Below are 26,174 nucleotides of genomic sequence, written 5' to 3' on the forward strand. Positions count from 1 at the left end.
CTTGGTCCATCTTCATTGGGCAATCCGAAAGCCTCCGCTCTCGAGAGGCGGGACCGTCTTTCTATTGTGAACGAGGAAATCGCAAAACGCAAGCGGAGCGAACGGTGCCGATTAGCTATAGCGCCGAATCGGCGGCGAACGCAGGCAGATTTCATGAAGAATTAACCGCCGGCGGGAAGAGGCGACGATCCGGCTGAATATGAATATAGGAAGAAGGTTGTATCATTGGAGAACCATGCCGGCCGCCGATTTCGGTTTGTACCTTCACCTTCCCTTTTGCGTCCGCCGCTGTTCGTATTGCGATTTTTTCTCGACGGAGGGACAATTGCGCCGGCTGCCCGCCTACCTCCGGGCGCTGGTTAGCGAGTTGGAACGAATCGGCGAGGCGGGAAAAAGACCTTCGGCGGGAAGCGTCTTTTTTGGCGGAGGCACACCGTCGCTGTTGGCTCCGCGGCAGGCGGCGCGCATCCTGCACACGATCCGGCGTGCATTTCACCTGAACCCTAATGCGGAAATCACCCTGGAAGCGAATCCCGGGACGCTCGACGAGGGCAGGCTGGCGGAGTTCCGATCGGCGGGAATCAATCGGCTGAGTCTGGGGGTTCAATCCATGGGGGAAGCGGAACTGCGGATGCTCGGCCGGATCCATACCGCCGCCGATTCCGTGCGGACCTGCGCGGACGCTCGCCGCGCCGGATGGACGAATATCAGCCTGGATTTGATGTTCGGCCTACCGGGGCAGAGCCGGGCGGATTGGGAGGGGACGCTCCGGCGCGCACTGGCACTCGAGCCGGAGCATCTCTCGCTGTATGCGCTGACCCTCGAACGAGGTACGGCGCTTTCGCGCGCGGTCCGGCGCGGAGCGCTTCCCGCCCCGGACGAGGACCGAACTGCGGAGATGTATGAATTGGCGCAGGAATTGCTGGCGGAGGCGGGATACCGGCATTACGAGATCTCCAACTGGGCTCGCGACAAAGACAAGGCGGGCGGAGCCCGGTTTCCCGCATACGCCTGCCAACACAACCTGCGTTACTGGCTGAACCTGCCTTATTTGGGCTTCGGGGCCGGAGCGCACGGCTGCGCGGCCGGAAAGCGGTATGCCAACGTCCGGTCGATAGAAAAATACATCGGTCGGATGAGCGCGGAGCGCCGCCCGCGGTTCCCGTATTCCCCCGCGTGCTCCATCCGCGCGGCGCGGGACGGCGAGGCAGAAATGCGCGAGGCGATGTGGCTTGGTTTGCGATTGACCGAAGCCGGCGTGGACCGCGCGGAGTACCGCGGGCGGTATGGCGTGGATTACTGCGAAAAGTTCCGCGTGGAAATCGAGTCCCTTCTCGGACAGGAATTGGTGGAATGGGCGGCGGACCGCGGCGCCCTGCGCTTGGCCGCCCGCGCAAGGCTGTTGGGAAACCGGGTGTTCCAAGCTTTCGTTTAGCTCGAAGTGAAAGATCGTTGCCGGTCCCCGTCGCGGCGGGCGTCCTCCGCCAAACGCGTGGATCCCGATCCAAGGCGGGCTGGAATTTCAGGGGATCGTCAGATCCACGATGCGCAGCCGGCAGTCAAATGCGCCTTGCCATTTGCCGCACGGGGTTTCTACGCGGGCAGACCGGGGCGGCGGGGTAGGAGATGGAATGTTGTGGATTGGCGTGTCGCCGGGGAGACGGGTCAAGTCCTTACCGGAGAAAATTGCCCCTACTTGCGGCGTTCAAGCAAAGCTTGGGCGAGGGCTTCAAGCCGCGGGCGGTAATCCCCTTGGGGATCGGCTTTGCGGAGGGATTCGAACGCCCGATTCATCCATTGACGGGAAAGGGAGGTCACGTGCCCGCGCGCGCCGCAAGCTTCGAGCTCGGCGAGCAGCGGCGGGAGCAATTCAAGCCTGACCTTTTCCGCCATCAGCGCGCGGAATTTTTCGGAATGTTCGATCCCATACAGGATCGGAAGACTCTTCTTCCGGGCCAGAAGGTCGCCGGCGTTGGGCTTCCCGGTGAGATTCGGATCGCCCCAGACGCCCAGGTAATCGTCCTGGATTTGAAACGCCAGCCCCAGCGATCGGCCGAAATCCGCAAAGGCCGCTTGCCGCTCCGGAGGGGCGTCCGCGCTTACCGCACCCAAACGGCAGGCAGATTCGACCAGAGCCGCGGTTTTCCCTTCGATCATCGCTTCGTATTCCGCCAGGGATATTTCACGCGCATTTTCAAAAGTTAAATCCAGGAATTGACCGTAGGTCAACCGGCGGCAGGTCTCGGAGAGGATCCGCACCCAATCCGCGGCACGGGGGGATTTCGCTTCCGCTAAGGCGGCAAAGGCGAGGGTGAATATCGCGTCGCCGACGTTGATCGCCTGGGGAGCGCCGTAGCGTTTCCACACCGCCGGCCGGCCGCGGCGGGTGGCGTCGTCGTCTTGGATGTCGTCGTGAATGAGGGAAAACGAGTGTATCAGTTCGACGGCGCAGGCCGGCGGCAGGGCCGTCCGCCAGTCGGAGCCGCAGCCTCCGCAAACCAACAGGCAGAGCAGGGGGCGGATCCGCTTCCCGGTCGTCTTGGGTCCGGCGCCTTCCCCGGACCATCCCATGGCATAGGAGGCCATTTCCCATAAGCCGTCGTGCGGCGCCCGTAAACGGCCGGTGATGCGCTGCAAACCGGCATCGAGTTCGTCCAGCATCGGTTCGGCGGCGGATGCGGGGGGGGGAGTCATGTCTTCCTGAGAGGAAGTCCGCGCAGTGTGGATAGATCGCGGGCACCCGCGGCGAACATCGTCACCCGCAATTCCGCGATGAGGCGCTGAAGCTCTTTTTCGACGTCCGAAGCCCCGCGGATGGCCGCTTGCAGAAGCGGACCGGCGACGCCCGCCAGATGCGCGCCGAGGGCGATGCACTTCGCGATCTCCATCCCGTTGCGCAGGCCGCCGGAAGCGATCAGCGGCAGATGCGGCACCGCTTTGCGGCAATCCACGAGCGATTCGGCGGTGGAAAGGCCCCAATCGTGGAACAGGGACGCCAACCGAACGCCATCGCGGGTCCGGGTCCGGTGTTTTTCCACCTGCGACCAGGATGTCCCGCCAGCGCCGGCGATGTCGATCGCGGCCACCCCGGCCATTGCCAGGCGCCGCGCCGTCTCCCCGCCGATTCCCCAGCCGACTTCCTTCACCACCACCGGCACGGGAAGGGCGCGGCAAACCGCCTCGATTTTTTCGAGGAGCCCCGCAAATTCGGTGTCGCCCTCGGGCTGAAGCGCCTCCTGCAGAGGATTCAGGTGGAGGATCAGCGCATCGGCATCCGATAGTTCGACCGCCCGGCGGCATTCGTCGGCCGAATATCCGTAATTGAGTTGGATGGCGCCGAGGTTCGCAAACAGCAGGATGTCGGGGGCGATGTCCCGCACCCGGTAGGTGGCGGCCAAGGCGGGGTTCTCCAGCGCCGGGCGGAGCGACCCAAGCCCCATTGCTACCCCCACGGATTGTGCGGCGCCGGCCAGGGCCCGGTTAAGCCGGCGGGCCTGCGCGGTGCCGCCGGTCATCGAAGAAATCATTAGAGGCGCACTCAGACGGCGTTGGAAAAAGGATGTCTGGGTGACGATGTCGGCTAGATTGATTTCCGGAAGCGCTTGATGGTCGAAACGGTATTTGCCCAATCCGGTCGACACCCCGGATTGAACGTTTTTTTCCAGATTAATACGGATATGATCCGCCTTGCGGGATTCGCTTTGCGTAACTTTTTTCATGCCGCGGTGTTGATGATGGTGATTTCAGGCATGGTACCAGTCCGCCTGGGGGGTGTCAATGCCGGGCTTGACGGTGTCGAAGCGTCCACGTACAATTGGTCTGCTTCCACCCGTCCGCGAGGAAATGGGCTGCAACTCAGAATGAATTTTAAGGAGGAATACTCGATGGCAGAAACCACCTTTGATATGGTGCAAGGAATTATTGTGGAACTCCTGGCGGTCGATCCGGCAAAGGTCACCAAAGAAGCCCGTTTCCGGGAGGATCTTGGAGCGGATTCCCTCGACTTGGTCGAACTCATCATGGCCTTTGAAGAGAAGTTCGGCGCCGAAATTTCCGATGAGGACGCGCAAAAGATCCTCACCGTCGGCGAAGCGGTGAAATACATCGACGACCGAAAAAAGGCCGCTTGATTCTTATTCCATCCACAGCGTAGGGCCGTTCCAAGGAACGGCCCTACGGGGTTAATGTCTTCGCAAAGACCGAGCCGGAACGCCAAACCGGCTCGGTCATTTTCGGTTGTCACCGCGAAGTCCGGCTCCCGGCCCGTCCGGTCGCAGCGGGAGTGCCTGGCGGAGGATGCGCTCCCATCCGGAAAGGAGGCGCACCGTACCGAACCCCCCTGGATGCCGGCCAGGAACACCCGGGCGTGAAAGTTTCCTTCAGCCTTCCCGAATCTCCAATTTGCGGATCACGAGTCCCGGCTGGGAGGAGCGGTCGGATTCCCGCTCCGGGATCTTCAGCACGGTGTCCATCCCGGAGACCACCTTTCCGAACACGGTATGGTGGTTGTCGAGGTGCGGCGTGGCGCAGAAGGTGATGAAGAATTGACTGCCGTTGGTGCCGGGTCCGGCGTTGGCCATGGAGAGCATGCCGGCGCAGGAGTGCCGCAGGGCGGGATGGAATTCATCGGCGAACCGGTATCCCGGACCGCCGCGGCCGCTTCCCGTCGGATCGCCGCCCTGGGCCATGAAGCCGCGGATGACCCGGTGAAACGTAGTCCCGTCGTAGAATCCGTCGCGGGCGAGAAAGACGAAATTGTTGACTGTCTTGGGCGCCTGCGCGGCATACAACTCCGCTTCGAAATTGCCGATGTCGGTCTGGAATACGGCGGTGTATCGTTTCTTCGGGTCGAGAATCATTACCGGTGGTGCGGAATATTGTTTGGCCATGGGGTCTCCTTTGAATTGGTGATCGGTTCAATGAAAAGTCATCCCGAGGGGCTTTCACGCCCCGCGGGATGACTTCTCCAAATGCCGTCTTGAGGGATCGGCGACTCCTTCCGGAGCTGATTCGATCCTTCATCCATCGGTCAGAAAGAACTCCTGCTCCAAGCCGATCCAATCGCGGAGTGCGTTGGTCTGCATCCTCCCGGCCAGGATCGGGTGCAGAGCTTGGATCTGTTCCGCCGCCTGCAAAGCCAGCACCCGAACGGCGGCGTGCGCGTGGTCCGAGGACCGCAAAGCGCAGAAGTGGAACGCCTCGCGCAGATTCATGCCCAGCACCAGCCGCCGCAAAAAACCGTTGGGGACGGCGTACGCCGCCACCTCGGGGCCGAAATCCCGGCGCAGGTTTTCGTAGGCGCCGGCCGCCTGACTCATCGCCTGTTGATATTCTGCCAGGAACCCGGCCGTTTGAAATCCGCGCGGGATGACGTAACCGAGGCGGCAGGTCAGGGGGCTGGGAGTCTGGCTGGCGATGCGGTGGCGTTTGACTTCGAAATACGCGCCCTGATCCATCACGGCTTCAAACACGTATTGCACGTATTCCAATTCGCGCACCGGGGAATCATGGTCCCCGAGGAGTTCCAACAGCGCCTCGCCGAGGGCGCGTTTCTCCTCGGGGGGAGCCCTGCGGATCCGGGCCAGGCTTTCCTCGTACGCCCATCCGCAGAAGCGAACTCCGGCGGCGGCCAAGACTCGGTCCTCGGAGTCCGCTTCGCCGTGGACGAGTTTCATCCAGCCGCGCGGCGGGCTCTCCGCTTCCGCGGTGGGCGTTTCCAAGCCGGCGGACGCGCGGCGGTACCGCTCCGGGGTGTCGCGCAGGTAGGCGTTCTCCTCGGCGTATTTCACCAAGGTCGGCACTTCCTCCAGCGCCGCCTGCCTGATCTCCGACCCGATCGCCCGCACCTCCCGCAGAGGGTGTGAAAGCATTTTCCGCAGCGCGTGCTCCAGCGCCCGCGCGTTGATCGTGATTCCGACGTTGGCCAGGGAGGCGGCCGGGAGGAGGTAGCGGCAGATATCGGCGTAGCTCGAGCGGATCCGCCCTTCCCAGCGAGCCTCGCTTTCGCCGGCTTGCCGCGGATGACGAGCCCGGATCTGGTCGCCGACCGCCTGCAGTGAACGCTGGTAGGCGTCAAGCAGCCGGCCGCAGGTTTCCCGAAAGGGCGCCTCGGCCGGGCTTCCGGCGATCTCGGGTGGAACGACGAATGCTTCGCTCGACCACTTCTGATAGCGGGTGCTTTTTTCGGTAAAGGACGCCAGCCGGTTGGACTCGATGCATTCGATCGCCAGGCGCGAGACGTTCTCCGCGGCTATATGCAGCACCGCATGCTCGGCGATGGAGGAATGGCCGTATCCGACCACCCATTTCTGGTGGAATTCGGCCGAGCGGCTGTCGCTCAACTCGGCGGCGGTGCGGTCGAAGGATTCGGGGGAGCGCGAAGTTTTCGCGAATGCCACCGCAATCGTCTCCGGCGCGAGGTCCCGCGCCCGCAGGAGATACACCCTTCGCATTTTCCCGCTCATGTCTCCTCCCGCAGCAAACCCCGCGCCCGCGCCGCGTCGGAGGCCATCTGCCGGCGGAGCGAGTCGGCGTCCGCGAATTTCCGCTCTTCGCGTAGACGTTCCACGAATTCCACCCGCAAGTCGGATCCGTACAGGTCGCCGTCGAAATCCAGGAGATGGGTCTCCACCGTCGCGGCGTGAACGGATGCGTTGACGAACGTCGGACGGAGTCCGACGCTGGTCACGGCGGGATGCCGAGCGCCCGCTGTTTCGGCTCGGGTGGCATAGACGCCGTAGGCGGGAATCACGATCTCGGGCCGGAGAGCGATGTTGGCTGTCGGCATGCCCAGGCAGCGCCCGCGCCCCGCGCCGTGGACCACCGTTCCGGAAAGCGTGAAGCGCCGGCCGAGCAGGTCCGCGGCCAGCCGCAGGTCGCCTTGCGCCAGCGCCTCGCGGATCCAGCTGGAGGAGACCGGCCTGCCGCGGTGTTCGAGCGGAGGAACCACATGCAGCGCAAAGCCGAAGGCGCCGCTTTGTCCGGTGAGGTAGGCGACATCGCCTTCGCGCCGGCAGCCGACGGCGAAGGATGGACCGCACCAAAGCCCGCGAAGTCCGAGCCGGGTTTGCAGCATCCGCAGGAATTCCGCCGCTCCGATTCGTGAAAACGCGGCGTCAAAAGGCTGTAGGATGAGAGCTTCAAGCGGCAGCGTGCGCAACAGGGCGAGCCGCTCTTCCAGCGGCATCAAATAGCGGATCGCGGCCGGTTCGCCGGGCGGCCGCAGGACGGCCCGCGGATGGGGGAAGAAGGTTAGAACCGCCGGCGGAGCTCCAGCCCGGGCGGCGGCTTCCAGCATGCGGTCCAGGAGACGGCGGTGGCCGCGGTGCAGACCGTCGAAGGATCCCGGGGCGAGGTACGCTCCTTGGAGCGCGGCGCCGTCGATCGATTCAAAGTATTGCATCAGGAAGGATCAGTCGATGAAGACTTTTTTCGGCTGCCACGTCCCGGCGGCGGAATCCGCCTCCAGGACCGCCAGCAATTCGCCGCCGGGGGCGATCGCCCGGGCGCGTCCGGAGGATCCGGCCGCCGCGGGGATCGCGATTCCGTTGCGTATTTTTTGCGCCTCCTCGGCGTCCAATTCCACGGTCGCCCAGCCCTCGAGCACCGCGCTGGCCGGCATCGCCGCCTTTTCCCACGTGCCTTCCAGAAACCGGCGCTTGAGTTCCTCCAGCGGCGTCGCCCGCTCCACCGAAAACGGACCCAAGCGGATGCGGCGGAGGGATACGAGGTGGGCGTGGGATCCCATCGCTTCGCCGATGTCGTGGGCGATGGAGCGGATGTAGGTGCCGCGCGAGCAGCGAACGCGGACCACGGCATTGGGGCTTTCCCAGCGCAGCAGGGAAAGTTCGTAGATGTGGACCTTGCGGGGGGTCATTTCCACTTCCTCGCCCTTCCGGGCGAGGTCGTAGGCTTTCCGGCCGCCGACCTTGATCGCCGAATAGATCGGAGGAACCTGCAGGCGTTCGCCGACAAAGCCGGCCAGTTTCGCTTCCAGGGTTTCTTCGCGGAAGGTGAACGGACGCGTGGCGGTGATCCGGCCGGCGGCGTCGAAGGTGGAGGTGGCCGCGCCGAACCGGATGGTGGCGAGATATTCCTTATCCACTTCCAGCAGGTATTCGGCCAGGCGCGTGACCGCACCCAACAGGACAAGCAGGACTCCGGACGCATACGGATCGAGCGTTCCGGTATGGCCGACTTTGCGGATCTGGGTTCCGCGCCGGACGATGTTGACGATATCGTGCGACGTCGGTCCGGTGGGTTTGTCGATTACCAGGAGACCGGGTTTAGGCATAAGAATCCTCCCTAAGCAAGAGGTTTCCCCCGTTCACAGAGATCCCGCAGACAAAACGGCCCGTGCGCCCCCTGTCGCCTGAGGGCTTTTTGTTACAAAGGGCAGATTATATCTCTTTCGTCCGTCCGGCTCATTTCCAAGCGGTTTCCGGATTATCGCCGTTGTGGACGGCATCCAGCCATTGCTTCGTACGCTGTAAAACCGCGCACCGGACATCTTCCAGGTTTCCGGAAAGCACCGCGCCCGAGGCGGCGGGATGGCCTCCGCCGCCGAAGGAAGCCGCCAGCGGGGTGACGTCCAGGCCGCCGACGACCCGCCAACTCACTTTGATCTTGCCACCGTCCTGTTCGATGAAGATCAAAGCCGCTTCGTGCCCGTCGATCGAAGACAGGATGTTAACCAAATCGGCGTCGTCACGGCCGGGATACCCGGCCTGGCTCCGGTCCGCCAGGGTCAGCGAAGTCCAGACAATGGTCCCGTCGCGTTCCAAGCGTGAAAGCCCGGCTCCCCAATAGCGGGCCGCAGCGAACGACCGCCGGTGAAGGCTGCGTTCGACCGTTTCCGGAAGCGATCCGCCGGCCTGCATCAACCGCTGGACGACCTCCAGGGTGTGCCTCCCGGTGTTGGGAGTGCGGAACCCGAGGGTGTCGGTTACCACGCCCGCCAAAAGGCAAGCGGCCGCCTCGGGCGTGACGGTCAATCCCAGGCCGTCCGCCAAATCGACAATGAATTCGGCGGTCGCAGCGGCGGACGGATTCACCAAATTGACGCCGGCAAAACGGCCGTTGGTGATGTGATGGTCGACCGCCAGATTGATGGGTGGGGAAGGGGCTTTGGCTGGGAAGCTGATCCGCTCCCGGTCGGCGCAATCGACCAGGACCGCCGCGTCGAAAGCGGCGGGAAGTTCCGAGCGGATTTCCCCCGCACCCGGCAGGTAGCGGAAGACCGAGCTCATCCCTTCCGCCAGGATGGGGTGGGATTGCCGCCCCGCCGCGCGCAGCATGTGGAACAGGCCGAGCATCGAACCCAGCGCGTCGCCGTCCGGCCGTTGGTGGGTTAGCAAGAGGACGCTGGAACTTCTCTCCAGCAGTTCCTTGGCCCGGCGGACGTCGTCCGGATCAATGCGGAAGTCCATCTGCTGCTCGGTCTCAGTCCTTCTTCAGCGAATCAATCAGATGTTCGATGTGTTCCGCGCGGTCGGGGAGGACGTCCCAGTGAAAGCGCAGGGCCGGAAAAGTCCGCAGCGGAATGCGGCCGGCCAGGGCGCTGCGCAGGAATCCCTTGGCGCCCTCCAGGGCCTGCAAAACGCCGGCTTGGCGGGCTTCGTCGAAATCCGCGGCCGAGACGAAGACGTTGGCCGCCGCGAATTCGCGGTCCACGCGAACTTCGGTGACGGTGATCATCCGCAGGCGCGGATCGGAGGATTCGCGCAGAAAGATCTCCGCCAGCTCGGTGCGGATTCGCTCCCCCAACCGGAGAGCCCGTGCGGCGCTGGGCACGGCCTCAGGCCTCCTGCAGGACGAAGAATTCCAGGATGTCGCCGACCTGGAAGTCCTGATAATCTCGGATCCCCACGCCGCATTCGAATCCCTGGCGCACCTCGCGCACGTCGTCCTTTTCGTGCCGCAGGGAGCCGATTTCGCCTTCGTGGACGACTTTTCCGGAGCGGAGAACGCGCACTCTGGCGTTGCGCCGGCCTTCGCCTTCGCGCTGGATGCAGCCGGCGATTTTTCCGATCTTGGAAATGCTGAACACCGCGCGCACTTCCGCCCGCCCGATCGTCACCTGCTTCTTCTCCGGCTCGAGCATGCCCTTGAGGGCCTTGTCGACATCTTCGGTCAGGCGGTAGATCACGTCGTACAGCCGGGCCGATACGCCCTCGGTTTCGGCCGTGCGCTGGGCGGCGGTGTCCATCTGGACTGCGAATCCCACCAAGACCGCGCCCGAAGAGGAGGCCAGCATGACGTCGTTTTCGGTGATGTTGCCGGTTTCCGCGTACAGGATGTTGACCTTCAGGCCTTCCGCGCCCAGCCCTTTCAGGGAGTTGACGATCGGCTCCAGCGAACCTTGGCCGTCTGCTTTGACGATCAGCTTTAATTCCTTCATCTCGCCGGCTTGGAAACGGGCGAACACCTGATCCAGGCTGAGGGGCTTCTGCGGCTGCTGGGCGGCGGCTTTGGCGCTGAGTTTTCGTTCGGCGGCGATGGCGCGCGCTTCCCGCTCGCTCGGCAGGACTTCGATCAGATCTCCCGCCTGGGGCAGTTCCGCCAGGCCGAGAACCGAGACCGGGGTGGAGGGGCCGGCCTCGTCAATCGGCGCGCCGTGAAAATCGTACATCGCGCGGATTTTGCCGTGGGCCTGCCCGGCCACGAGCGCGTCCCCCAGACGCAGGGTGCCGTTTTGCACCAGCAGCGACGCGATCGGCCCTTTGGCTTTGTCGAGCTGGGCTTCGATCACGCTTCCGATCAGCTTCCCGGCCGGGTTAGCGAGGATCTTAGTGTTGTCGGCGGTCAGGGTGATGGCTTCCAGCAGATCGTCTACGCCGACCCGCTTCTTGGCCGAGACTGGAACCACCATCGTGTCGCCGCCCCAGTCGTCCGGGACCAGCTCCAATTCCGAAAGTTGATGTTTTACCTTGTCGGGGTTGGCGTTGGGTTTGTCGATCTTGTTGAGCGCAACGACGATCGGCACGCGCGCCGCGCGGGCGTGGGCCAAGGCTTCACGGGTTTGGGGCATCACGCCGTCGTCGGCGGCGACGACCAGGATGACGATGTCGGTCACCTGGGCGCCGCGGGCGCGCATGGCGGTGAATGCGGCGTGACCGGGCGTGTCGAGGAAGGTGATCAGCTGGTTGTTGTGGGTGATCTGATAGGCCCCGATCTTCTGCGTAATCCCGCCGGCCTCGGCGGAGGCCACGTCGGTCGAGCGGATGGCGTCGAGCAGGGAGGTTTTTCCGTGGTCCACGTGCCCGAGGATGGTGACGACGGGCGGCCGCGGCCGGAGCAGTGTGGGGTCTTCTTTGTCGAGGGCTTGGCGCCAGGCCGGAGCTTCTTCGACGGCCTCCGGCTTCTGCTCTTCTTCCGCCCGCTTCTCCGGTTCGGCGTCGAAGCCCATCTCGTGGATGATGATGGCGGCGGTTTCGAAGTCGATCTGTTGGTTGATGTTGGCCATCACCCCGTTGGCCATCAATTGCTTGATCAGGTCAATCGGACTGGCTTGGATCCGTTCGGCCAAAGCCCGGACCGTCAGCGTCTGGGGGAGTTCCACAATCCTGCGTGCTTCGTTTCCCATCGTGCACCTCCTAGACTTGCCGATCTCCCCGGCGACGTCGACAGGGATGGGTTGGCGGCCGGATTAATTCATGATGACCCTCCGGCCGCGGGCGGGGGATCGGATTCTCCATCCGCGTCGGGCGGAAGCCGGAGCATGCGGTCTTTCAGGGCTTCCCGCTCGGCGGGGGATAACTCGGCCTTGAGCGCCTGACTCAGGGCGCCCTGCAAAGCCTTCTCCCAGCACTCCCGCCGGTCGTGGACATAGGCGCCGCGTCCGGCGGCCTTCCCGCCGGGATCGATGCGGATTCCATCCGGGCCGCGCACCACCCGGATCAGGGAGCGTTTGGCGAGCGCTTGCCGGCAACCCACGCACATCCGCAAAGGGATATGCTTCACGTGAGCCGTCTGTTTGGGGCTCATCGCAGAAACCAGGAAAACCGCTTCACGCTGACCGGACTCCCCGGGATCCTCAATCCTCTTCCAGCCCGTCCACCAGCAGATCCTTCACCCGGCCGGGCTTGCGTTTGCGCCGGGCGACCGTCATGCCGGTTTCGGGATCGAATTCCACGACCGCCTTGAGCTTGCCTTTCTTTTTCTTCTTTCCCCCCTTGCTTTCCTCTTCGGTTTCTTCTTCTTCCTCTTCCTCGGTTTCCGCCGGCGTCGAGGCCGCCTCCGCCGCGGCTTCCGCGGCGGGCGCCTCGATGTCCGCTGCAGCGGTGGCTTCCGGGACGGCGGCCGGGGTTTCTCCGGCGGCTGGGAGGACCGCTTCGGCGGACGGCGCTTCGGCGACGGCCGCTTCCTGGGCTTTTTCGGCGGCCGCCTGCTCCGCTTCAGCCTTCTCGTCCGCGCGCAAATCGAGGATCATGCTTTCCAGCGATTCCTTCAGCTTCTCGAAATTCCGCACCCCCATCTCCGGCAGGGACAAGACCGAATCCGGATCCAGCATGATGCGTTCATAGGATTGGCCGATGGATTCCATACCCGCGGCGGCCAGCGCCCGGTCCAGTCCGTCCGCCAGCCCGAGCGTGTCCAAACCGTGCTCGTACGCGGATGCGGGGAGGTTCTTGCGGATCTCGGCCAGCCGGCGGGTTTGCGCTTTGCGCCGGCCCTCGCGCTGTTCGGCGAGGATCTTCTCCACGCCGGTGACGAACTGGTTCATGATGCTGTAATCTTCCGGAGGCAGCGGTTTGCCCTCCGCCTTGCGGCCCAAGGCGTTCTGCACCTGCTCGATCAACGTTCCTTGGGTTTCCACGAAAGGCGCAAGGATTTCCTCCTTGCCGAGTTTCTGGACGGCTTCCGCGGCCGCCTCCGCCACGCTCTTGATATCCACCCGCCAACCGGTGAGCTTCGCCGCCAGCCGCGCGTTGACCCCCTCGCGTCCGATTGCCAGGCTCAATTGGTCTTCCGAAACCACGACCAGCGCCGTGCGCCCGCGCACCGGATCGTCGTCGAGGTACACGCCCGAAACGCGCGCCGGGCTGAGCGCCTTGGCGATGAAGGAGGCCGGGTCCGGATTCCATTCGATGACGTCGATCTTCTCGTCGTGAAGCTCGCGGACGATGGCCTGGATCCGCCCGCCGCGCATCCCCACGCACGCGCCAACCGGATCCAGGTTGGGCTGCATGGCCGCCACGGCCACTTTGGAGCGCAGTCCCGGTTCGCGGGCGATGCCCTTGATCTCCACCATGCCTTGGTAGATTTCCGGAACCTCCGCTTCCAGCAGGCGGCGGAGCATGTTGCGGTCGGAGCGGGAGAGGATGATCTGCGGACCGCGGCTGGTTTTGCTGACGTCCATCAGAACCGCGCGGATCCGATCGCGCGGTTTATAGCGTTCGGTCGGGAGCTGTTCGCGCTTGGGAAGCGCGGCCTCCGCCCTGCCCAGGGAGACGGTGATCCCCATCGGGCCGACGGATTGCACGGTGCCGTGGACGATCTCGCCCTTGCGCGCGGACCATTCCTCAAACTGTTTTTCCCGTTCGGCGTCGCGCAATTTTTGGTGGATCTGCTGTTTGGCGGCCTGCGTGGCGATCCGCCCGAAATCCTCCGGCGTGCTGTCGACCAGAACCAGGTCGCCCAGCGCGGCCTTCGGGTTTACCTCGCGGGCTTCTTCCAGCAAGACTTCCGTGCGCCCGTCGGTGATGGACTCGACCACTTCCTTTTCCGCGAGGATCTGGATCGTGCCTTTGGCCAGGTCCACATTCGCTTCCACCTGCTGCGCGGTGGAGGCGTTCACCGCTTTGCGGTAGGCGTTGACCATCGCCGCTTGGACAACTTCCAGAACGGCCTCGCGCGGGAGTCCGTAGTGCTCCAGCACCTCGTTGAACGCGAGTGCAAACTCGTTTCTCATATTGCCACTCTACTCCATGGAGGGTTCGAGCCCTGCCAGAGACAAAGAAAAGTGGGGGTTGCCCACTTTTCCGAAAACAGTACCTCCGAAACTTACGGCTTTAATTCTATCATGAGGCCTCTCCGGAGGCAAGACCGGTGGCGGCGGCCGGGATTCTCCCGAGAAAATCGGCCACTGCTTCCTTCAGCTTGACTTCCGGCAGGGACCCGACCACGCGGCGGATTTCTTTGCCTTGGTGAAGCATCAACAGAGTCGGAATTCCCTGAACCCCGAACTGTTGGGCGTGTGCGGGATTGGCGTCGACGTCCACTTTTGCGACCGTCAGCCGCCCGTCGTACTCCACGGCGATCCGTTCCAAGGCCGGGGCGATGGCATGGCAAGGCACACACCAAGCAGCCCAAAAATCGACAATCACCGGCAGGGGGGATTGCAGAACTTTTTCCTGGAATTCGGCGTCGGAGATGTGGATCGGTTCGCTCATGGACATACGCTCCTAAAATGTAGATCCGTGCGCATCCCGGGGGGAACGCCGCGGTTTCATACCTCCGCCCGCCGGGCCGGAGGTTGGATTTCAAACGAAGTGGAGATCTCGGCCGTGGCGCGGATCGTCGCCGACACGGAACAGTATTTTCCTTCCGCCAAACGGATGGCTTGCTCGACCGCCGAAGGCTGCAGGTTCTCCCCGCGCAGCAGGAAGCGCATCCGGATACTGCGGAACGTCCAGGGAGGGTCCGGATCCTGAGTTCCTTCCACATGGACTTCCATCCCATCCGGCGCCTGGCGCTTTTTATTTAAAATCTCGATCACGTCGACCGAGGCGCAGGAAGCCACGGCCAAGAGCAGCAGGTCAGAGGGTTTCATCCCCGTGCCGTTCGATTCGTCCGAGGAGGAAAGGACGACCGCGTGACGGGTGCTGTCGGTGCCGACGAAGGTTTTCCCGCGCAGCCAATCCAGCCGGACTTCGCTCATGCCGAACCTGCATGCCCCGCTAGAATTCGGAAGGAGGTCCGGATGCGCGCGGAAGGCGCGAGCATCGCTCCCACCGAACAGTACTTTTCCGTAGAGAGCGCGATCGCCCGCTCCGCCGCCTCCGACGAGAGATCCGCGCCGGACAGGACGAATTCCATGTCGATCATGGTGTACACCTTGGGATGTTCTTCAGCCTGCGCGCCGCGCACCCGGATTTCGATCGACTCGACCTGCTGACGTTTTTTCCCCAGAATGCTGGCAACGTCCATCCCGGTGCAACCGGCGAGAGCCATCAGCAAAGTTTCCATCGGGGTGAGGAAGGGGGCCGCCGACGACGGATCCATCCGCACCGTCACGCCCTGCGCATTGACGGCCTCGAAGCTGAGTCCGCCCTTCCAGCGGGCCGTGATCTCGGTCGGATTGTCGGGCATCCTCTCCTCCGTTCCCCCGAGAGTATATCACCCCGGGAGCACACCTGTCGGGTCTTCAAGATCTGAGAAGCGCGCGCAGTGGATGCAGTATAATCCATTCACAGCCGTTCCCGTCCGGAAAATCCGACACGGCCATCCGGATTCCCGAATGCAAGCCTCCGCGTACACCGTACAACTTCCCGTATTTGAAGGACCGCTGGATCTGCTGCTGCATCTGATCGAGCGCGCGGAGCTTGACATCACCCGCGTGGCGCTCTCGCAGGTCACCGATCAGTTCCTGGCCGCGTTGCGGGTGATGGAGGAGCGCAAGATGGACGTGGCGGCTTCGTTCATCGTCATCGCCTCGAGGCTTCTGCAGATCAAAAGCGAGGCCCTGCTGCCGCGTCCGCCGGAGCGGGAAATCGGCGAGGAGGATCCGGGCGAGGAGCTGGCCAGGCAGTTGCGGCTTTACAGGCAATTCAAGGAAGTGGCGCTGCTGCTGCACCGCCGCGAAGCGGACAACCTGCGCACCTTCCTGCGGCTGGCGCCGCCCCCGAAAGTTCCCCCGCGCTTGGATTGGAGTCGGATCTCGCTTGCCGCGCTGAAGAAGGCCGCCGAATTGGTGCTGGCCGTGCGGCCGGATCCGCCGCCGCTTGGGACGATGGTCGCGCCGCCGAAGGTCACCATCCGCGAACAGATCCGGCGCATCGTCGACAACATCCGCGCCGAAGGGCGCACGGTGTTCCAGAGGCTGATGCAGGGGGTCCGGTCGCGGATCGAGGTGGTGGTGGCATTCCTGGCGATGCTTGAATTGGTTAAAAGGCGCCATGTGATCGCACGCCAATCCGACCTCTTCGGCGAGATCGAAATCGTCCCCACCGAAACCTTCACCGACCAGACCGACTTCGACCTGGAATTTGGCGAGTGACGATGGAAATCCGCGTCCTCCCTCCCCAGATCGCTTCGCAAATCGCCGCCGGGGAAGTGGTGGAACGCCCGGCGTCGGTGGTGAAGGAGCTGGTGGAAAATTCCCTCGACGCCCACGCGCGGACCGTATCGATCGAAACGGAAGACGGCGGCGGCCGGAAGATCGTCGTCGCCGACGACGGCGATGGGATTCCCCCGGCGGACATCGCCCTGGCGCTGGAGCGGCACGCCACCAGCAAGCTCGCCGACATCGGGGACTTGGATTCGATCCATACGCTGGGATTCCGCGGCGAGGCGCTGGCTTCGATTGCGGCGGTGTCGCGGATCACCCTGGTGAGTCGCGGCCGCTCGCAGACCCACGGCGCGCGATTGTCGGAGGAGGACGGGCGGCGCGGAAAGCCGGTCCCCGTCGGTGCGCCGCAGGGAACGGTGGTGACGGTCGAGGACCTCTTCTTCAATGTTCCCGCGCGGCGGAAATTTCTGAAAACCCCAGCCGCCGAACGGCGTCTGATCGATTCGTTGATCGCGAAATTCGCGCTGGCGTACCCGGAAGTCCGCTTCCGGCTGGTTCAGGATGGGCGCGAGACTCTGGCGGTGAGCGGAAACGGGGACCGCCGCGAAGTCCTGGCCGCGGCGTTCGGACTGGACGCGGCGCAGAGGATGATCGAAATTCCGGAGCCCGTTGCGGAGGGGCCGATGCGGGTGGGGGGGTACGTCAGCCCGACCGACCTCTCGCGCTCCAACCGTAAGGCCATCCTGGTGTTCGTCAACCGGCGGCCGATCTCCGATCCGGCCTTGACCACCGCCGTGGTCCAGGCGTATCACACCCTGCTGATGGTCGGACGCTACCCGATCGCGGCGGTCTTCCTGGAAATGCCGCCGGAGGAGCTGGACGTCAACGTCCATCCCGCCAAAGCCGAGGTGCGTTTCCGCACCCCGGACGCGGTCTTCTCTGCGGTCCAGCGCGCGGTCCGAACAGCCCTGCTGGGGGGCGGATCCGGGATGGGCGCCGCGGCCGCGACTCCCTGGCCGGCGCGGGATTGGGGAAGGGGACACGACGGCGTCCCCGGCCCGGAGTGGCGGCTCGACCACCGCGCCGAATCCGAAGCGCCGGACGGCGTGGGGACGGCCGCCGCCGCTGGCCCCGGACTCGCGCCGGGCGAGGTCGCGCTGCTCCGTCCGGTCGGGCAAATCGGAACGGCGTACCTGGTGGCGGAAGGTCCGGACGGACTGTATCTGATCGACCAGCACGCCGCCCACGAACGGGTGCTGTTTGAGGCGATGCGGAACGAACCCTCGGGGGACCACGTTTCGCAAAGGCTGCTCGATCCGGAGGTGGTCGAGCTTACCGCGGCCCAGGCCGGGGTGCTTTCCGGACAGCTCGATCTTCTGCGGGGGATCGGCTTCGACGTGGAGCCGTTCGGCGGCGCGGCGTTCCGCGTGCGGTCGGTCCCGCAACTGCTGGGAGGCTTGCGACCGGCCGAAGCCCTGCTGGCGGCGGTGGAGGATTTCGAAGAGGACGAAACCCCGCTGGCGGCCGAAGCCGAAGCGCGGCTGATCGCGCGGATATGCAAACGCGCCGCCGTGAAGGCGGGGCAGGCCCTCAGCGCGGAAGAACAGGCGGCTCTTCTCCAAGCCCTGGAGCGGTGCCAATCGCCCCGCACCTGTCCGCACGGCCGCCCGACGATGATCCACCTGCCGATGGACCTGCTCGCGCGGCGGTTCGGCAGGAAGTAGGGCGGTGCGCACCCGTCAGTTCCAATTGATGATCGGCTGATTGACCTGGACTTTGTAACCCGGTCGGGCGCGCAGCATCGGAATCAATTCCTCCAAGTACTGCTTGGAAATATCCGGCGAGAGGAACACGGCGCCTGAAAACAACTGCCCTTCGTCCTGCAAGAATCCGGACCGGCGCGCATCGCCCACCACATCCTGGTAATCCGTCCACAAATACACGCCGACCGTCACCCAGACTCCGCAGGGAATGGCGTAGCCGTCCAGCACTTTCAAGGTTTCGGCTACGGTTTGCGGGGATTCTCCCGGCGCGCCGATCATGATCGAAACGCCGAAAGGGAGCTTGGACCGTGAGAGGGCGTCCAGCGATTCGCGCACATGGCGCGCGGAGTAGCCGCGCCGCATGCTTTTCAGCATGGAATCCGACGCCGATTCGACCGCCAGGTTGACGTACACGCATCCGGATTCCTCCATCAGGCGACAGAAATCGTCGCTGACGCCGAGCGGCTTGAGGTCGCCGGTGCCCCAGGCGACATTCAGGCGCTCATCGCGGAGGACGCGGCAGATCGCCTCCGCGTGCCGGCGCGGCACGTTGAAGCTGTTGTCGCAGAACAGGATCCGGTTGTTCCGCGCGTGGCGGAGGATGTGGCGGATCTCCGCCAGGACCCGCGACGGGGATTTCAGCCGGTATCCTCTGCCTTCGAGTTTTCCATACGGGCAAAAGGTGCAGAGGAAGGCGCATCCGCGTTTGGTGAAGATGGCCGGATCGATGTGATGATCCGGGAACCCGGCAAGGTCGAATAACTCGTAGGCGGGGAGCGCCGCGCGTTCCCAATCCTCCACCCGGCGCGGGGGAACGGAGACAATCCGGCCGCCGCTGCGCCGCACGCAACCCGGAACGGATGCGGGATCTCCTCCCTCCGCCATCCGCTGCAGGAACAGTGGGAAGGCTTCTTCACCCTCGCCGCGGATCCCGTACTCCAGATCCAAATACTCCAGCCAGTCTGCGGCATAATAATTGAAACCCGGCCCGCCCAGAACGATCAACGCCCGGGAGTTGCGGCGGACGATGTCCACCATTTGTCTGACGTCCGGACGCAGATCCCGGTGCCGGGTCCCCCAGGGAGCGCTGGGATCCAAGGCATCCTCATGCACCACGCGGATGGATAAGCCGACCACATCCGGGCGAAAGCTGAGCAGTTCCTCGGGCAGGGCGTGCGCCAAATCGCCGGAGAGCAGGTTTTCGTAGACGGCCACCGTATGCCCGGCCGCGCGCAACGCGCCGGCGACGTACGCCGGACCGATGGGCGCAGCCGGCGGAGTGCTGGAAGAAACGATAAGTACTTTCATGAAGACTCCCAACGGATTGCGGTCGGGGGGTTATCTTTCGCTCCCCGCCGAAGCAAGGATGAATTTCCGATGGAGCGACGCGGCCCATTCCCGGATCGCTTTCCAATTGCGGAAATCCCCCGGTGCCGCGTGGATGATCAGCCGCACGAAAAGCCCGTATATCGGCCCCAGGACGGAAAAGTCGAGTTTGCCGGTGAAAAAGGCGGCGCTCACAGGCAGGATCCGGGGCGTCTTTTTCAGTACCGGGGCAAGATAGTTGGGCAGGGTGGCGTAGCGCTCCTTGAGGCTCAAACGGGATGGATCGCGCGGAGGCTTGGGAAGCGTGGAGTCGATATACACCGGAACCTTGCCGACGCGTTCCTCTTTCGGCTGGGTCAGGGACATTGCCGGAAAGAAATAAGCGACAGCCATCCGGCCCAACTCCTGTTCTCGCCGGCGGACGAAATTCATCGCCTCCCTGTGCCAGCCGATCATCATCGGTCCGCCCACGACGGCGGCCGAATAATCCTCCAGGCCTTCCACCTCACCCACGCTGAGGACATCCGCTTTGTAGCCCGCCCGGGCGAGTTCCTCCCCGATCACGCGGGCTATTTCGGCGGTCGAACCGGCGTGGGTGGCATAGGCGACCAGGCAGCGATTTCCGTTATTCGTTGGCGTCATTTATTTTTCTCCCATGGCGATTTTCATCCCAGATTCTTTTAAGTCCCGGTAACTGAGTCTCACTCGGATGACAACTCTTATGCGGAGAATTTTCATTAAATGTGGACAACGTCCACATTTTTCCTTATTCTACTCCCGGTTGTTGACTTTGTCAACATCCTTTGGTAGATTGAATAGCGGAAACCGGAGGAGGGATGGAGAAGAAGAAAACAAAATATCATCACAGCGATTTGCGGAAAAAATTGATCGACGAGGCGACCCGGATCATCGCCGAAAAGGGGGCGGGCGCGCTCACCTTGCGGGATCTGGCCCGGCGTTGCGGCGTCTCTCGGACGGCACCCTACCGCCATTTTCCCGATAAGTCGGAGCTCCTGGCGGCGGTGGCCGAGGTCGGATTCCTCGAGCTATCCGCCGCCATTAAAAAGGTGCGCGTTGAAAAAAGCGGCGATCCCGTCCGGGCGATTGAGGCATGCCTGCTCGCCTACGTGGATTTTGCCGAGAAGCAACCCGCCCAATACAGGCTCATGTTCGGCCGACAAATTAGAAGCCTAATCGAGAATCCCGGGCTGGCGGCTTCCTCGAGCGCGGCCTTTGAGGAGTTGGTGTCCGTGATCCGGATGGGACAGGAGGGGGGCTGTCTGGGACAAGAACGGACGGTCGAATTGGCATACCTCCTGTGGTCGAAAGCGCATGGCCTTTCGATGTTGCTGATCGACGGGTTGATCGCGCAGGTCGGCGACGTCCGCCGATTCATCCGGTTCGCTTGCCGGTCGTTCTTGGTTGGAATTCCGGAGGCATGGTCGGAATACGGCGGCCCAGAATCCGCCACAGAGAGCCGGCCATAATCGCCGGAAAAAGCCGTTCCGAGCACCCCAGACCGCGGGGCGGAGCTTGGCGGGCAAGCGCGGGGTCTGAACGGGCGGGCAAAGATGCTTCGCTGCGCTCAGCCTGACGCCCTTTTTCCGCGGTTTCACGTATCGGCGGGCCGTGACGCCCGAATGCACTTCCCGGGCGTCCGCCGGCTGTGCCATAAAAAGAAAATCCCGGGCACCGGCCCGGGATTTTCCGTCGGCGTCGGCGGAATCATAATTGTTCCTGCTGCTGCGCGGCTTTTTCCTCGTTCATTTTCACAATCCCATTCCGCACCTGTTGCAGCAGGCGACTCATCTCGGCTTCGAGCCGGGAGAGGGATTCCAGAACGTAGTCGTCGGCTTCGCCGCGGATTCCGGCGGCGTCCTCGCGCGCCTGCTGGACGATTTGCTCGGCACGGGCTTCGGCGGCCGAGGTGATCGAATCGTGCTGGACAAGGTTTTCCATCCGTTCGCGGGCGATGTTAACCGTGCGCTGGGCTTCTTCCTGCGCCTGCGCCAGGTAGCGCTCTTTTTGGGTCACCACCTGCTGCGCTTTTTTCACTTCCTCGGGGATGGCGATGCGCAATTGGTCGATCAGCTCGAGGAATCGCTCCTCATTGACCGCCGTTTCGTTGGTGAAGGGGATATGGAACCCGCTGTTGAACAACTCCTCCAACCGGTCCACCAGGTGAAGGATGTCCATCGATGCCTCCGTGAACCGCCGGGCCGGAACCGGGCGGCGACGGGATTGGGTGCAAAAACCATACCGAGGGTACACCGAAGCGTGTTTTCCGTCAATTCAGGCCGGATTCCTAATCCCGCAATGAGGTGATCGGCATCATCCGCGGACCGTCCTCGCCGAGCTCCTTGAATCTGCGCACCACCGCCTCCGCCACGTGCCGGGGAACCATGCTGGCGATGTCGCCGCCCAACGAGGCGATCTCGCGCACGGTGGAGGACGACAAGAACGAGTGCTCCTCGCTGGTGATCAGGGCCACCACTTCGATTTCGGGCGCCAGGCGGTGGTTGGCCAACGCCATGCGGAACTCGTGCTCGAAGTCGGAAAACACGCGCAGGCCGCGGACGATCACCTGGGCGTCGATTTTTTGGCACAGCGCGACGGTCAGGCTTTGATAGCCGATCACCTTGAATTGCGGCCGCCCCTCGAACGTCTGCTTGGCCAGTTCGATCCGCTCCTCGGGGCTGAAGAGCAGGTTCTTGAGCGGACGGTTGTAGACGGCGATCACCACTTCTTGGAACAGCCGGGCCGCCCGCTGGGCGATGTCGATGTGTCCGTAGTGGATCGGGTCGAACGTTCCCGGAAAAATGGCTCGCACCATAGCGTCCCTTCCCGTCTACGGAGGCGCTTTCCCGGCCTCCGCTTGCGCTTCGTCCGCGGCGCGGGCGGCCGAACCCGCATTAGGAGATTTCCCCCGAATCCGGTTTCCAGCGAGCGGCCAGCCGCTCGGCCATCAGGCGGTGCTCGGGCGACTGCAGGTCGGGATCCTGCGCGAAAATTTTCTGCGCGGCGTCACGCGCCCGTTCGATCAGGCGCACGTCGAGCAGGCGCGCCATATCCACGTCGGCAAACCCGGATTGCCGGGTGCCGAAGAATTCGCCGGGCCCGCGCTGTTCCAGATCCCGTTCGGCCAGGGCGAATCCGTCCTGGGTTTCCTCCATCGCCCGCAGCCGTTCGTTTTCCGTCTGGTCCTCGCTGTCGGCCACCAGGATGCAATAAGAGGCGTGCCGGCTGCGGCCGACCCGCCCGCGGAACTGGTGCAGCTGGGCCAGCCCGAAGCGGTTGGCGCCTTCCACCATCATCACGCTGGCGTTGGGGATGTCGACCCCGACTTCCACCACCGAGGTGGAAACGAGGATGTGCAGTTCGCCGAACCGGAAACGGCGCATGACCTCGTCCTTATCGTCGCTCCGCATCCGACCGTGTAGCAGCCCGAGCTTCCATTCCGGGAAGACGCTTTCCTGCAGGCGTTTGTGCTCCTCCACCGCGGCCGCCGCCTCGCCGGTCTCGCCCTCTTCGATCCGCGGGCAGATGACGAACGCCTGGCGACCCCGGCGCAGCTGTCCGGCGATGAACGCGTACGCCCGTTCCCGTTCCCCCGGCAGGAGGATTCGGGTGGTGACCGGCTTGCGGCCCGGCGGCATCTCGTCGAGAAGCGTGAGGTCGAGGTCGCCGTAGATGGTCAGCGCCAGCGACCGGGGAATCGGGGTGGCGGTCATCACCAGCAGGTGGGGGCTGGTCCCTTTGGCGCGCAGGGCGGCCCGCTGATCCACTCCGAAACGGTGCTGTTCGTCGATCACCGCCAAGTCGAGCCGCGCGAATTCCACCGGACTCTCGAGCAGGGCATGCGTTCCCACGATCACGCCGATCCGGCCGGACGCCAGGTTTTGGCGGATCTCCCGCTTTTCGGATTCGGGCGTCGAGCCGAGCAGCAATCCGACCTGCTCCTCGCGCAGGAATTTGTCCTCCCGCACCGCGAGCGACCGGATCAAGGCATGGTGCTGCTCGGCGAGGATGCCGGTGGGTGCGAGGACTGCGGCCTGCCCGCCCTGGATAGCGACCACCAGACAAGCGGCCAGGGCGACGATCGTCTTCCCGGAGCCCACATCCCCCTCCAGCAGACGGTTCATCGGCTTTCCGGATTCCAAATCGGCGAGCACTTCGCGGACCGCTTTCTGCTGGGCGTCGGTCAGCGCGTAGGGCAGGGAGGAGAGGAATTCCTCCAGCGCCGGCGGCTTGGCATACACCCGGGCCTCCCCGGAAATCCAATTCCGCCGCTGTTGAAGGATTCCCAACTGGAGATAAAGCAATTCCTCGAACCCCAGCCGGTCCTTGGCGTTTTTTTGCGACTCCCACGAAGACGGGAAATGGATGTTATGCAGGGCTTGGCCGAGGGGCATCCAGTGCCCTTCATCGAGGATCTCGCCGGGAAGCGGATCGGGCAGGCGCGAGGCCAGCCGCGACACGGCGTTGTGGATGTGCCGGCGCAGAAAGTTCTGATTAACCCCGGCCGTCAGCGAATAGACGGGCACGATCCCGCCGGTGCGGACCTGCTGGCGGTCCAGGAATTCCCATTCCGGCATGGTCATCGTCAGCCGGCCGAGGTACTGGCCGATCTTTCCGGAGAGGGAGAGCAGCTGCCCCTTCCGCAGACGGGATTCGATCCACGGCTGGTTGAAGAAGGTCACCAGCAGGGAGCCGCTGCCGTCGCCGACGGTCACTTCGGTGACGGTGCCGCGTTTGGTGCGGCGGGTGGAGGAATCGCGCACGGAGGCGAGGACGGTGACCGTCTCGCCGTACCAAAGACGGTTGATCGGCTTCAGCATGGAGTAGTCCATGTATCGCCGGGGGAAGTACCACAGCAGATCGCCGATCGTGTTCAGGCCGAGCCGCTGAAAAGATTCCAAGTTCTTCTCCCCGACGCCCACCAGCCGCCGGAGAGGGGCCTGCAGTTCGCGAATCGTCAGCGGAGCCGGCCCGGGCGCCGTCCGCGAAGAACGATCGGCCTGCGGGGCGGAGGCGGAAGGCTCCGCATCTTGGACCGGCGGAATCCCGCGGGAAGCCGGAACAGGAGCCGGATCCGCGCCCCGGGGGGCGCCGGCTGGATCCGCCGACCCGCCTGCGGATTCCAATTCCTGCGCCAGGGCTTGCAGGGCGGCGGCTCTTTCCTCTGTGGACCGGCTGTGATAAGCGCCCAACCAATCCGATACGCTTGCAATCAGGGCGTCGGGGACCGATTCCTTCCGGGCGTTCTGGTTCCACGTCGGGGAAAAATTGGCGAAGCCGCCCTGAACGCATTGATCCAAATACCCCATGTCCGCTTCGTTGCGAAGCATTTTTATCAAGGTCTCGATTATGGAAACCGTCAAGTGGATTTGCCTTTGGATGGGATTTACCGTCCGGCAAGCCGGAAGAGGTGGGAAAAGAATTCCGTCAATCCGGCGATCAACGAATACAAGCCCAGCACCAACACGGGCCAAAAGAAGTAGCCGTTGGCCAGGACAAAAACCGCGGTGATGAGGTCCCGACTCACGCCGATGTCCTGGCCCAGAGTATACAGCGTTCTCCAAAAATCCGGGAGGACATCGTAGCGCTGGAGAGTCTCGAGCGCGGTGCGCGTATCCGGGAGGAGGCCGTAATGGATGGCGAAGTCGTTGGCCAGGTAGAGAAAGTCCGGAAGCGGGCGGCCGATCAACGGTTCGAAGATTGCCAGGACCGCGTAGCCGGCGGCCAGAGCCCCGGCCAAGACGGCCATCACCGAGGAGGTTAGGTTGATCGGAAGGTGCCGCCGGTCGATCACTTCGGCGTAGGCTTCCTCTACGTCCGCCACCAAGGCCTGGGCACGGTTCCAATCCATCCGGCCGCGTTGGCAGACGTAGAGGATGACGTCGTCCCGGTTGGCGGCCGCCGACAGCCGGTCGACGATGTATTTCGTAAGTTGCCGGGTATCCATCGGGGGACGGGTCAGGATCCGGCCGGGGATTGGATGGCGATCACGCCGACCGCACCCGGACCGATGTGCACCCCGATCGCCGGCGTAACCTCGATCACGCGGGTTGTTTCCTTGAGCACCCGCCCGAGTCCTTGAATGCTCCCGGCCAGCTGCGGAATCAGCCCGTCCGCCAATTGGCGAGCGTTGGCGTGGGCGATCGCCAGGCGTTCGACCGGCCCCCAGGAACGGACTTGTTCGACGAGCGCAGCGAGGCCGCGTGTCTGGGTCCGGACCTGAGCCACGCGGCTGACCGTCCCCTCGTACAGCGAGATCAGCAGTTTGATCTGCAGAAAGTCGCCGATTCCCGCGACGAGGGCGGGCAGCCGGCCGCTGTGAGACAGGTGCGTGAGGCTTTCGATAAGCGCCACGAGGCGGGCCCGCTTTCTGGCTTCGAGGATGGTTTTCCGCAGGGCGTCGAGCGGGGCGCCGCCCGCGGCGGCTTCGGCCGCCGCCAGGATCTGAAATCCGGTGCCCAACGATACCTGGCCGGTTTCCATCACTTCCACCCGGCCGGGAAACCGCCGGGCGGCGATCGAGGCCGAGTTGAAAATCCCGCTCAGGCTCGAGGCCAGATGGATGGAGAGGATCTTTTGCACGCCGCGCGAAAGAACCTTCTCGAAAGCCTCTTCGAATGCGTTGACCGACGGGGTCGAGGTGGTGGGCAAAATCCGCTGGGCGGTCATTTTGCGGTAGAGTTCCGAGCGCGAAATGTCGACCCCGTCGCGGTAGCTTTTCCCGCCGAACATGATCATCGCCGGGACGATTTCCACTCCGAACCGTTCCGCGTCGTCCGGGGGGACGTCGCTGGTGCTGTCGGTTACAAATCCGATGGTTTCTGTCATGGTGCACA

General features: G+C 63.9%; 26 protein-coding genes. 5 read left to right on the top strand and 21 right to left on the bottom strand.

Annotation, left to right across the window (positions count from 1 at the left end; all coding sequences use genetic code 11):
* Positions 1 to 235 precede the first annotated feature (235 nt).
* A complete protein-coding gene (hemW, locus tag JW929_07245) occupies positions 236 to 1,435 on the top strand; it encodes a radical SAM family heme chaperone HemW (GenBank protein ID MBN1439187.1) in 1,200 nt (399 codons plus the stop codon).
* Positions 1,436 to 1,692: 257 nt separating this feature from the next.
* On the opposite strand, the gene JW929_07250 is transcribed toward hemW, so the two are convergent.
* Together JW929_07250 and JW929_07255 are read right to left on the bottom strand one after the other, a co-directional pair.
* Positions 1,693 to 2,694, bottom strand: coding sequence for a polyprenyl synthetase family protein (locus JW929_07250; GenBank protein MBN1439188.1), 1,002 nt, complete (start codon positions 2,692 to 2,694; stop codon positions 1,693 to 1,695).
* The gene (locus JW929_07255; protein ID MBN1439189.1) at positions 2,691 to 3,719 is read right to left on the bottom strand and encodes a type 2 isopentenyl-diphosphate Delta-isomerase; all 1,029 of its coding nucleotides are present in this window, start codon (positions 3,717 to 3,719) and stop codon (positions 2,691 to 2,693) included. The genes JW929_07250 and JW929_07255 overlap by 4 nt, the downstream gene beginning before the upstream one ends.
* 165 nt (positions 3,720 to 3,884) lie before the next feature.
* Between JW929_07255 and acpP the strand changes: the two genes are divergently transcribed.
* On the top strand, positions 3,885 to 4,130 hold the full coding sequence (gene acpP / locus JW929_07260) for an acyl carrier protein (protein MBN1439190.1): 246 nt from the start codon (positions 3,885 to 3,887) through the stop codon (positions 4,128 to 4,130).
* A 249-nt stretch (positions 4,131 to 4,379) separates the two neighbouring features.
* On the opposite strand, the gene JW929_07265 is transcribed toward acpP, so the two are convergent.
* The 12 genes from JW929_07265 to JW929_07320 all read right to left on the bottom strand — a co-directional run bounded on the left by JW929_07265 (position 4,380) and on the right by JW929_07320 (position 15,312).
* Positions 4,380 to 4,859, bottom strand: a complete 480-nt coding sequence (locus JW929_07265) for a peptidylprolyl isomerase (protein ID MBN1439191.1) — start codon at positions 4,857 to 4,859, stop codon at positions 4,380 to 4,382.
* A 159-nt stretch (positions 4,860 to 5,018) separates the two neighbouring features.
* A complete protein-coding gene (locus tag JW929_07270) occupies positions 5,019 to 6,464 on the bottom strand; it encodes an FAD-dependent thymidylate synthase (protein ID MBN1439192.1) in 1,446 nt (481 codons plus the stop codon).
* Positions 6,461 to 7,402, bottom strand: a complete 942-nt coding sequence (gene ribF, locus JW929_07275; GenBank protein ID MBN1439193.1) for a riboflavin biosynthesis protein RibF — start codon at positions 7,400 to 7,402, stop codon at positions 6,461 to 6,463. Before ribF ends, JW929_07270 begins: the two co-directional genes overlap by 4 nt.
* A 9-nt stretch (positions 7,403 to 7,411) precedes the next feature.
* Positions 7,412 to 8,293: a tRNA pseudouridine(55) synthase TruB gene (truB, locus tag JW929_07280; GenBank protein MBN1439194.1), complete on the bottom strand. Its 882-nt coding sequence runs from the start codon at positions 8,291 to 8,293 to the stop codon at positions 7,412 to 7,414.
* Between the two features lie 130 nt (positions 8,294 to 8,423).
* Positions 8,424 to 9,428 carry a bifunctional oligoribonuclease/PAP phosphatase NrnA gene (locus tag JW929_07285; protein MBN1439195.1) on the bottom strand — a complete coding sequence of 335 codons (1,005 nt, stop codon included), beginning with the start codon at positions 9,426 to 9,428 and terminating at the stop codon, positions 8,424 to 8,426.
* Positions 9,429 to 9,441: 13 nt separating this feature from the next.
* Positions 9,442 to 9,792: a 30S ribosome-binding factor RbfA gene (gene rbfA / locus JW929_07290; protein ID MBN1439196.1), complete on the bottom strand. Its 351-nt coding sequence runs from the start codon at positions 9,790 to 9,792 to the stop codon at positions 9,442 to 9,444.
* Positions 9,793 to 9,796: 4 nt separating this feature from the next.
* The gene (gene infB / locus JW929_07295) at positions 9,797 to 11,584 is read right to left on the bottom strand and encodes a translation initiation factor IF-2 (protein ID MBN1439197.1); all 1,788 of its coding nucleotides are present in this window, start codon (positions 11,582 to 11,584) and stop codon (positions 9,797 to 9,799) included.
* 68 nt (positions 11,585 to 11,652) lie between these two features.
* The gene (locus JW929_07300; GenBank protein ID MBN1439198.1) at positions 11,653 to 11,985 is read right to left on the bottom strand and encodes a YlxR family protein; all 333 of its coding nucleotides are present in this window, start codon (positions 11,983 to 11,985) and stop codon (positions 11,653 to 11,655) included.
* Between the two features lie 49 nt (positions 11,986 to 12,034).
* Positions 12,035 to 13,912 carry a transcription termination/antitermination protein NusA gene (nusA, locus tag JW929_07305; GenBank protein MBN1439199.1) on the bottom strand — a complete coding sequence of 626 codons (1,878 nt, stop codon included), beginning with the start codon at positions 13,910 to 13,912 and terminating at the stop codon, positions 12,035 to 12,037.
* Positions 13,913 to 14,021: 109 nt separating this feature from the next.
* Positions 14,022 to 14,393, bottom strand: a complete 372-nt coding sequence (trxA, locus tag JW929_07310) for a thioredoxin (GenBank protein ID MBN1439200.1) — start codon at positions 14,391 to 14,393, stop codon at positions 14,022 to 14,024.
* A gap of 56 nt (positions 14,394 to 14,449) precedes the next feature.
* Positions 14,450 to 14,881 (bottom strand): OsmC family protein, encoded by a 432-nt coding sequence (locus tag JW929_07315; GenBank protein ID MBN1439201.1) that lies wholly within the window; start codon positions 14,879 to 14,881, stop codon positions 14,450 to 14,452.
* Positions 14,878 to 15,312: an OsmC family protein gene (locus JW929_07320; protein ID MBN1439202.1), complete on the bottom strand. Its 435-nt coding sequence runs from the start codon at positions 15,310 to 15,312 to the stop codon at positions 14,878 to 14,880. Before JW929_07320 ends, JW929_07315 begins: the two co-directional genes overlap by 4 nt.
* 148 nt (positions 15,313 to 15,460) lie before the next feature.
* On the opposite strand from JW929_07320, the gene JW929_07325 reads away from it, so the two are divergent.
* Together JW929_07325 and mutL are read left to right on the top strand one after the other, a co-directional pair.
* Positions 15,461 to 16,219 (top strand): segregation/condensation protein A, encoded by a 759-nt coding sequence (locus JW929_07325; GenBank protein MBN1439203.1) that lies wholly within the window; start codon positions 15,461 to 15,463, stop codon positions 16,217 to 16,219.
* The gene (gene mutL / locus JW929_07330) at positions 16,216 to 17,955 is read left to right on the top strand and encodes a DNA mismatch repair endonuclease MutL (GenBank protein MBN1439204.1); all 1,740 of its coding nucleotides are present in this window, start codon (positions 16,216 to 16,218) and stop codon (positions 17,953 to 17,955) included. Before JW929_07325 ends, mutL begins: the two co-directional genes overlap by 4 nt.
* A 15-nt stretch (positions 17,956 to 17,970) precedes the next feature.
* Here the strand turns inward: mutL and JW929_07335 are convergent, their stop codons facing one another.
* Positions 17,971 to 19,302, bottom strand: coding sequence for a radical SAM protein (locus tag JW929_07335; protein ID MBN1439205.1), 1,332 nt, complete (start codon positions 19,300 to 19,302; stop codon positions 17,971 to 17,973).
* Between the two features lie 30 nt (positions 19,303 to 19,332).
* Positions 19,333 to 19,962, bottom strand: coding sequence for a hypothetical protein (locus JW929_07340; GenBank protein ID MBN1439206.1), 630 nt, complete (start codon positions 19,960 to 19,962; stop codon positions 19,333 to 19,335).
* A 194-nt stretch (positions 19,963 to 20,156) separates the two neighbouring features.
* Here JW929_07340 and JW929_07345 point away from each other — a divergent pair, with 194 nt between their 5' ends.
* Positions 20,157 to 20,807: a TetR/AcrR family transcriptional regulator gene (locus tag JW929_07345; protein MBN1439207.1), complete on the top strand. Its 651-nt coding sequence runs from the start codon at positions 20,157 to 20,159 to the stop codon at positions 20,805 to 20,807.
* A gap of 238 nt (positions 20,808 to 21,045) precedes the next feature.
* Here JW929_07345 and JW929_07350 read toward each other — a convergent pair whose 3' ends face one another.
* The 5 genes from JW929_07350 to JW929_07370 all read right to left on the bottom strand — a co-directional run bounded on the left by JW929_07350 (position 21,046) and on the right by JW929_07370 (position 26,166).
* The gene (locus JW929_07350) at positions 21,046 to 21,516 is read right to left on the bottom strand and encodes a hypothetical protein (GenBank protein ID MBN1439208.1); all 471 of its coding nucleotides are present in this window, start codon (positions 21,514 to 21,516) and stop codon (positions 21,046 to 21,048) included.
* A 109-nt stretch (positions 21,517 to 21,625) separates the two neighbouring features.
* Positions 21,626 to 22,153 carry a pantetheine-phosphate adenylyltransferase gene (coaD, locus tag JW929_07355; GenBank protein ID MBN1439209.1) on the bottom strand — a complete coding sequence of 176 codons (528 nt, stop codon included), beginning with the start codon at positions 22,151 to 22,153 and terminating at the stop codon, positions 21,626 to 21,628.
* 79 nt (positions 22,154 to 22,232) lie between these two features.
* Positions 22,233 to 24,668: an ATP-dependent DNA helicase RecG gene (gene recG, locus JW929_07360; GenBank protein MBN1439210.1), complete on the bottom strand. Its 2,436-nt coding sequence runs from the start codon at positions 24,666 to 24,668 to the stop codon at positions 22,233 to 22,235.
* 56 nt (positions 24,669 to 24,724) lie between these two features.
* Complete coding sequence (locus tag JW929_07365) at positions 24,725 to 25,285, bottom strand: hypothetical protein (GenBank protein ID MBN1439211.1); 561 nt, start codon at positions 25,283 to 25,285, stop codon at positions 24,725 to 24,727.
* 11 nt (positions 25,286 to 25,296) lie between these two features.
* Positions 25,297 to 26,166 (bottom strand): DegV family protein, encoded by an 870-nt coding sequence (locus JW929_07370; protein MBN1439212.1) that lies wholly within the window; start codon positions 26,164 to 26,166, stop codon positions 25,297 to 25,299.
* Positions 26,167 to 26,174 lie beyond the last annotated feature (8 nt).

Source organism: Anaerolineales bacterium, assembly GCA_016928575.1.
Classification (GTDB): Bacteria; Chloroflexota; Anaerolineae; order Anaerolineales; family RBG-16-64-43; genus JAFGKK01.

Excerpts from the sequence above, each read along its gene's own strand:
- JW929_07285 (MBN1439195.1), bottom strand. The coding sequence starts at position 9,428 with ATGGACTTCCGCATTGATCCGGACGACGTCCGCCGGGCCAAGGAACTG.
- nusA (MBN1439199.1), bottom strand. The coding sequence starts at position 13,912 with ATGAGAAACGAGTTTGCACTCGCGTTCAACGAGGTGCTGGAGCACTAC.
- ribF (MBN1439193.1), bottom strand. The coding sequence starts at position 7,402 with ATGCAATACTTTGAATCGATCGACGGCGCCGCGCTCCAAGGAGCGTAC.
- JW929_07370 (MBN1439212.1), bottom strand. The coding sequence starts at position 26,166 with ATGACAGAAACCATCGGATTTGTAACCGACAGCACCAGCGACGTCCCC.
- JW929_07315 (MBN1439201.1), bottom strand. The coding sequence starts at position 14,881 with ATGAGCGAAGTCCGGCTGGATTGGCTGCGCGGGAAAACCTTCGTCGGC.
- JW929_07300 (MBN1439198.1), bottom strand. The coding sequence starts at position 11,985 with ATGAGCCCCAAACAGACGGCTCACGTGAAGCATATCCCTTTGCGGATG.
- acpP (MBN1439190.1), top strand. The coding sequence starts at position 3,885 with ATGGCAGAAACCACCTTTGATATGGTGCAAGGAATTATTGTGGAACTC.
- trxA (MBN1439200.1), bottom strand. The coding sequence starts at position 14,393 with ATGAGCGAACCGATCCACATCTCCGACGCCGAATTCCAGGAAAAAGTT.
- JW929_07345 (MBN1439207.1), top strand. The coding sequence starts at position 20,157 with ATGGAGAAGAAGAAAACAAAATATCATCACAGCGATTTGCGGAAAAAA.
- coaD (MBN1439209.1), bottom strand. The coding sequence starts at position 22,153 with ATGGTGCGAGCCATTTTTCCGGGAACGTTCGACCCGATCCACTACGGA.
- JW929_07325 (MBN1439203.1), top strand. The coding sequence starts at position 15,461 with ATGCAAGCCTCCGCGTACACCGTACAACTTCCCGTATTTGAAGGACCG.
- JW929_07255 (MBN1439189.1), bottom strand. The coding sequence starts at position 3,719 with ATGAAAAAAGTTACGCAAAGCGAATCCCGCAAGGCGGATCATATCCGT.
- JW929_07250 (MBN1439188.1), bottom strand. The coding sequence starts at position 2,694 with ATGACTCCCCCCCCCGCATCCGCCGCCGAACCGATGCTGGACGAACTC.
- JW929_07265 (MBN1439191.1), bottom strand. The coding sequence starts at position 4,859 with ATGATTCTCGACCCGAAGAAACGATACACCGCCGTATTCCAGACCGAC.
- truB (MBN1439194.1), bottom strand. The coding sequence starts at position 8,293 with ATGCCTAAACCCGGTCTCCTGGTAATCGACAAACCCACCGGACCGACG.
- JW929_07365 (MBN1439211.1), bottom strand. The coding sequence starts at position 25,285 with ATGGATACCCGGCAACTTACGAAATACATCGTCGACCGGCTGTCGGCG.
- JW929_07335 (MBN1439205.1), bottom strand. The coding sequence starts at position 19,302 with ATGAAAGTACTTATCGTTTCTTCCAGCACTCCGCCGGCTGCGCCCATC.
- JW929_07350 (MBN1439208.1), bottom strand. The coding sequence starts at position 21,516 with ATGGACATCCTTCACCTGGTGGACCGGTTGGAGGAGTTGTTCAACAGC.
- JW929_07270 (MBN1439192.1), bottom strand. The coding sequence starts at position 6,464 with ATGAGCGGGAAAATGCGAAGGGTGTATCTCCTGCGGGCGCGGGACCTC.
- JW929_07320 (MBN1439202.1), bottom strand. The coding sequence starts at position 15,312 with ATGCCCGACAATCCGACCGAGATCACGGCCCGCTGGAAGGGCGGACTC.
- hemW (MBN1439187.1), top strand. The coding sequence starts at position 236 with ATGCCGGCCGCCGATTTCGGTTTGTACCTTCACCTTCCCTTTTGCGTC.
- recG (MBN1439210.1), bottom strand. The coding sequence starts at position 24,668 with ATGCTTCGCAACGAAGCGGACATGGGGTATTTGGATCAATGCGTTCAG.
- infB (MBN1439197.1), bottom strand. The coding sequence starts at position 11,584 with ATGGGAAACGAAGCACGCAGGATTGTGGAACTCCCCCAGACGCTGACG.
- JW929_07340 (MBN1439206.1), bottom strand. The coding sequence starts at position 19,962 with ATGACGCCAACGAATAACGGAAATCGCTGCCTGGTCGCCTATGCCACC.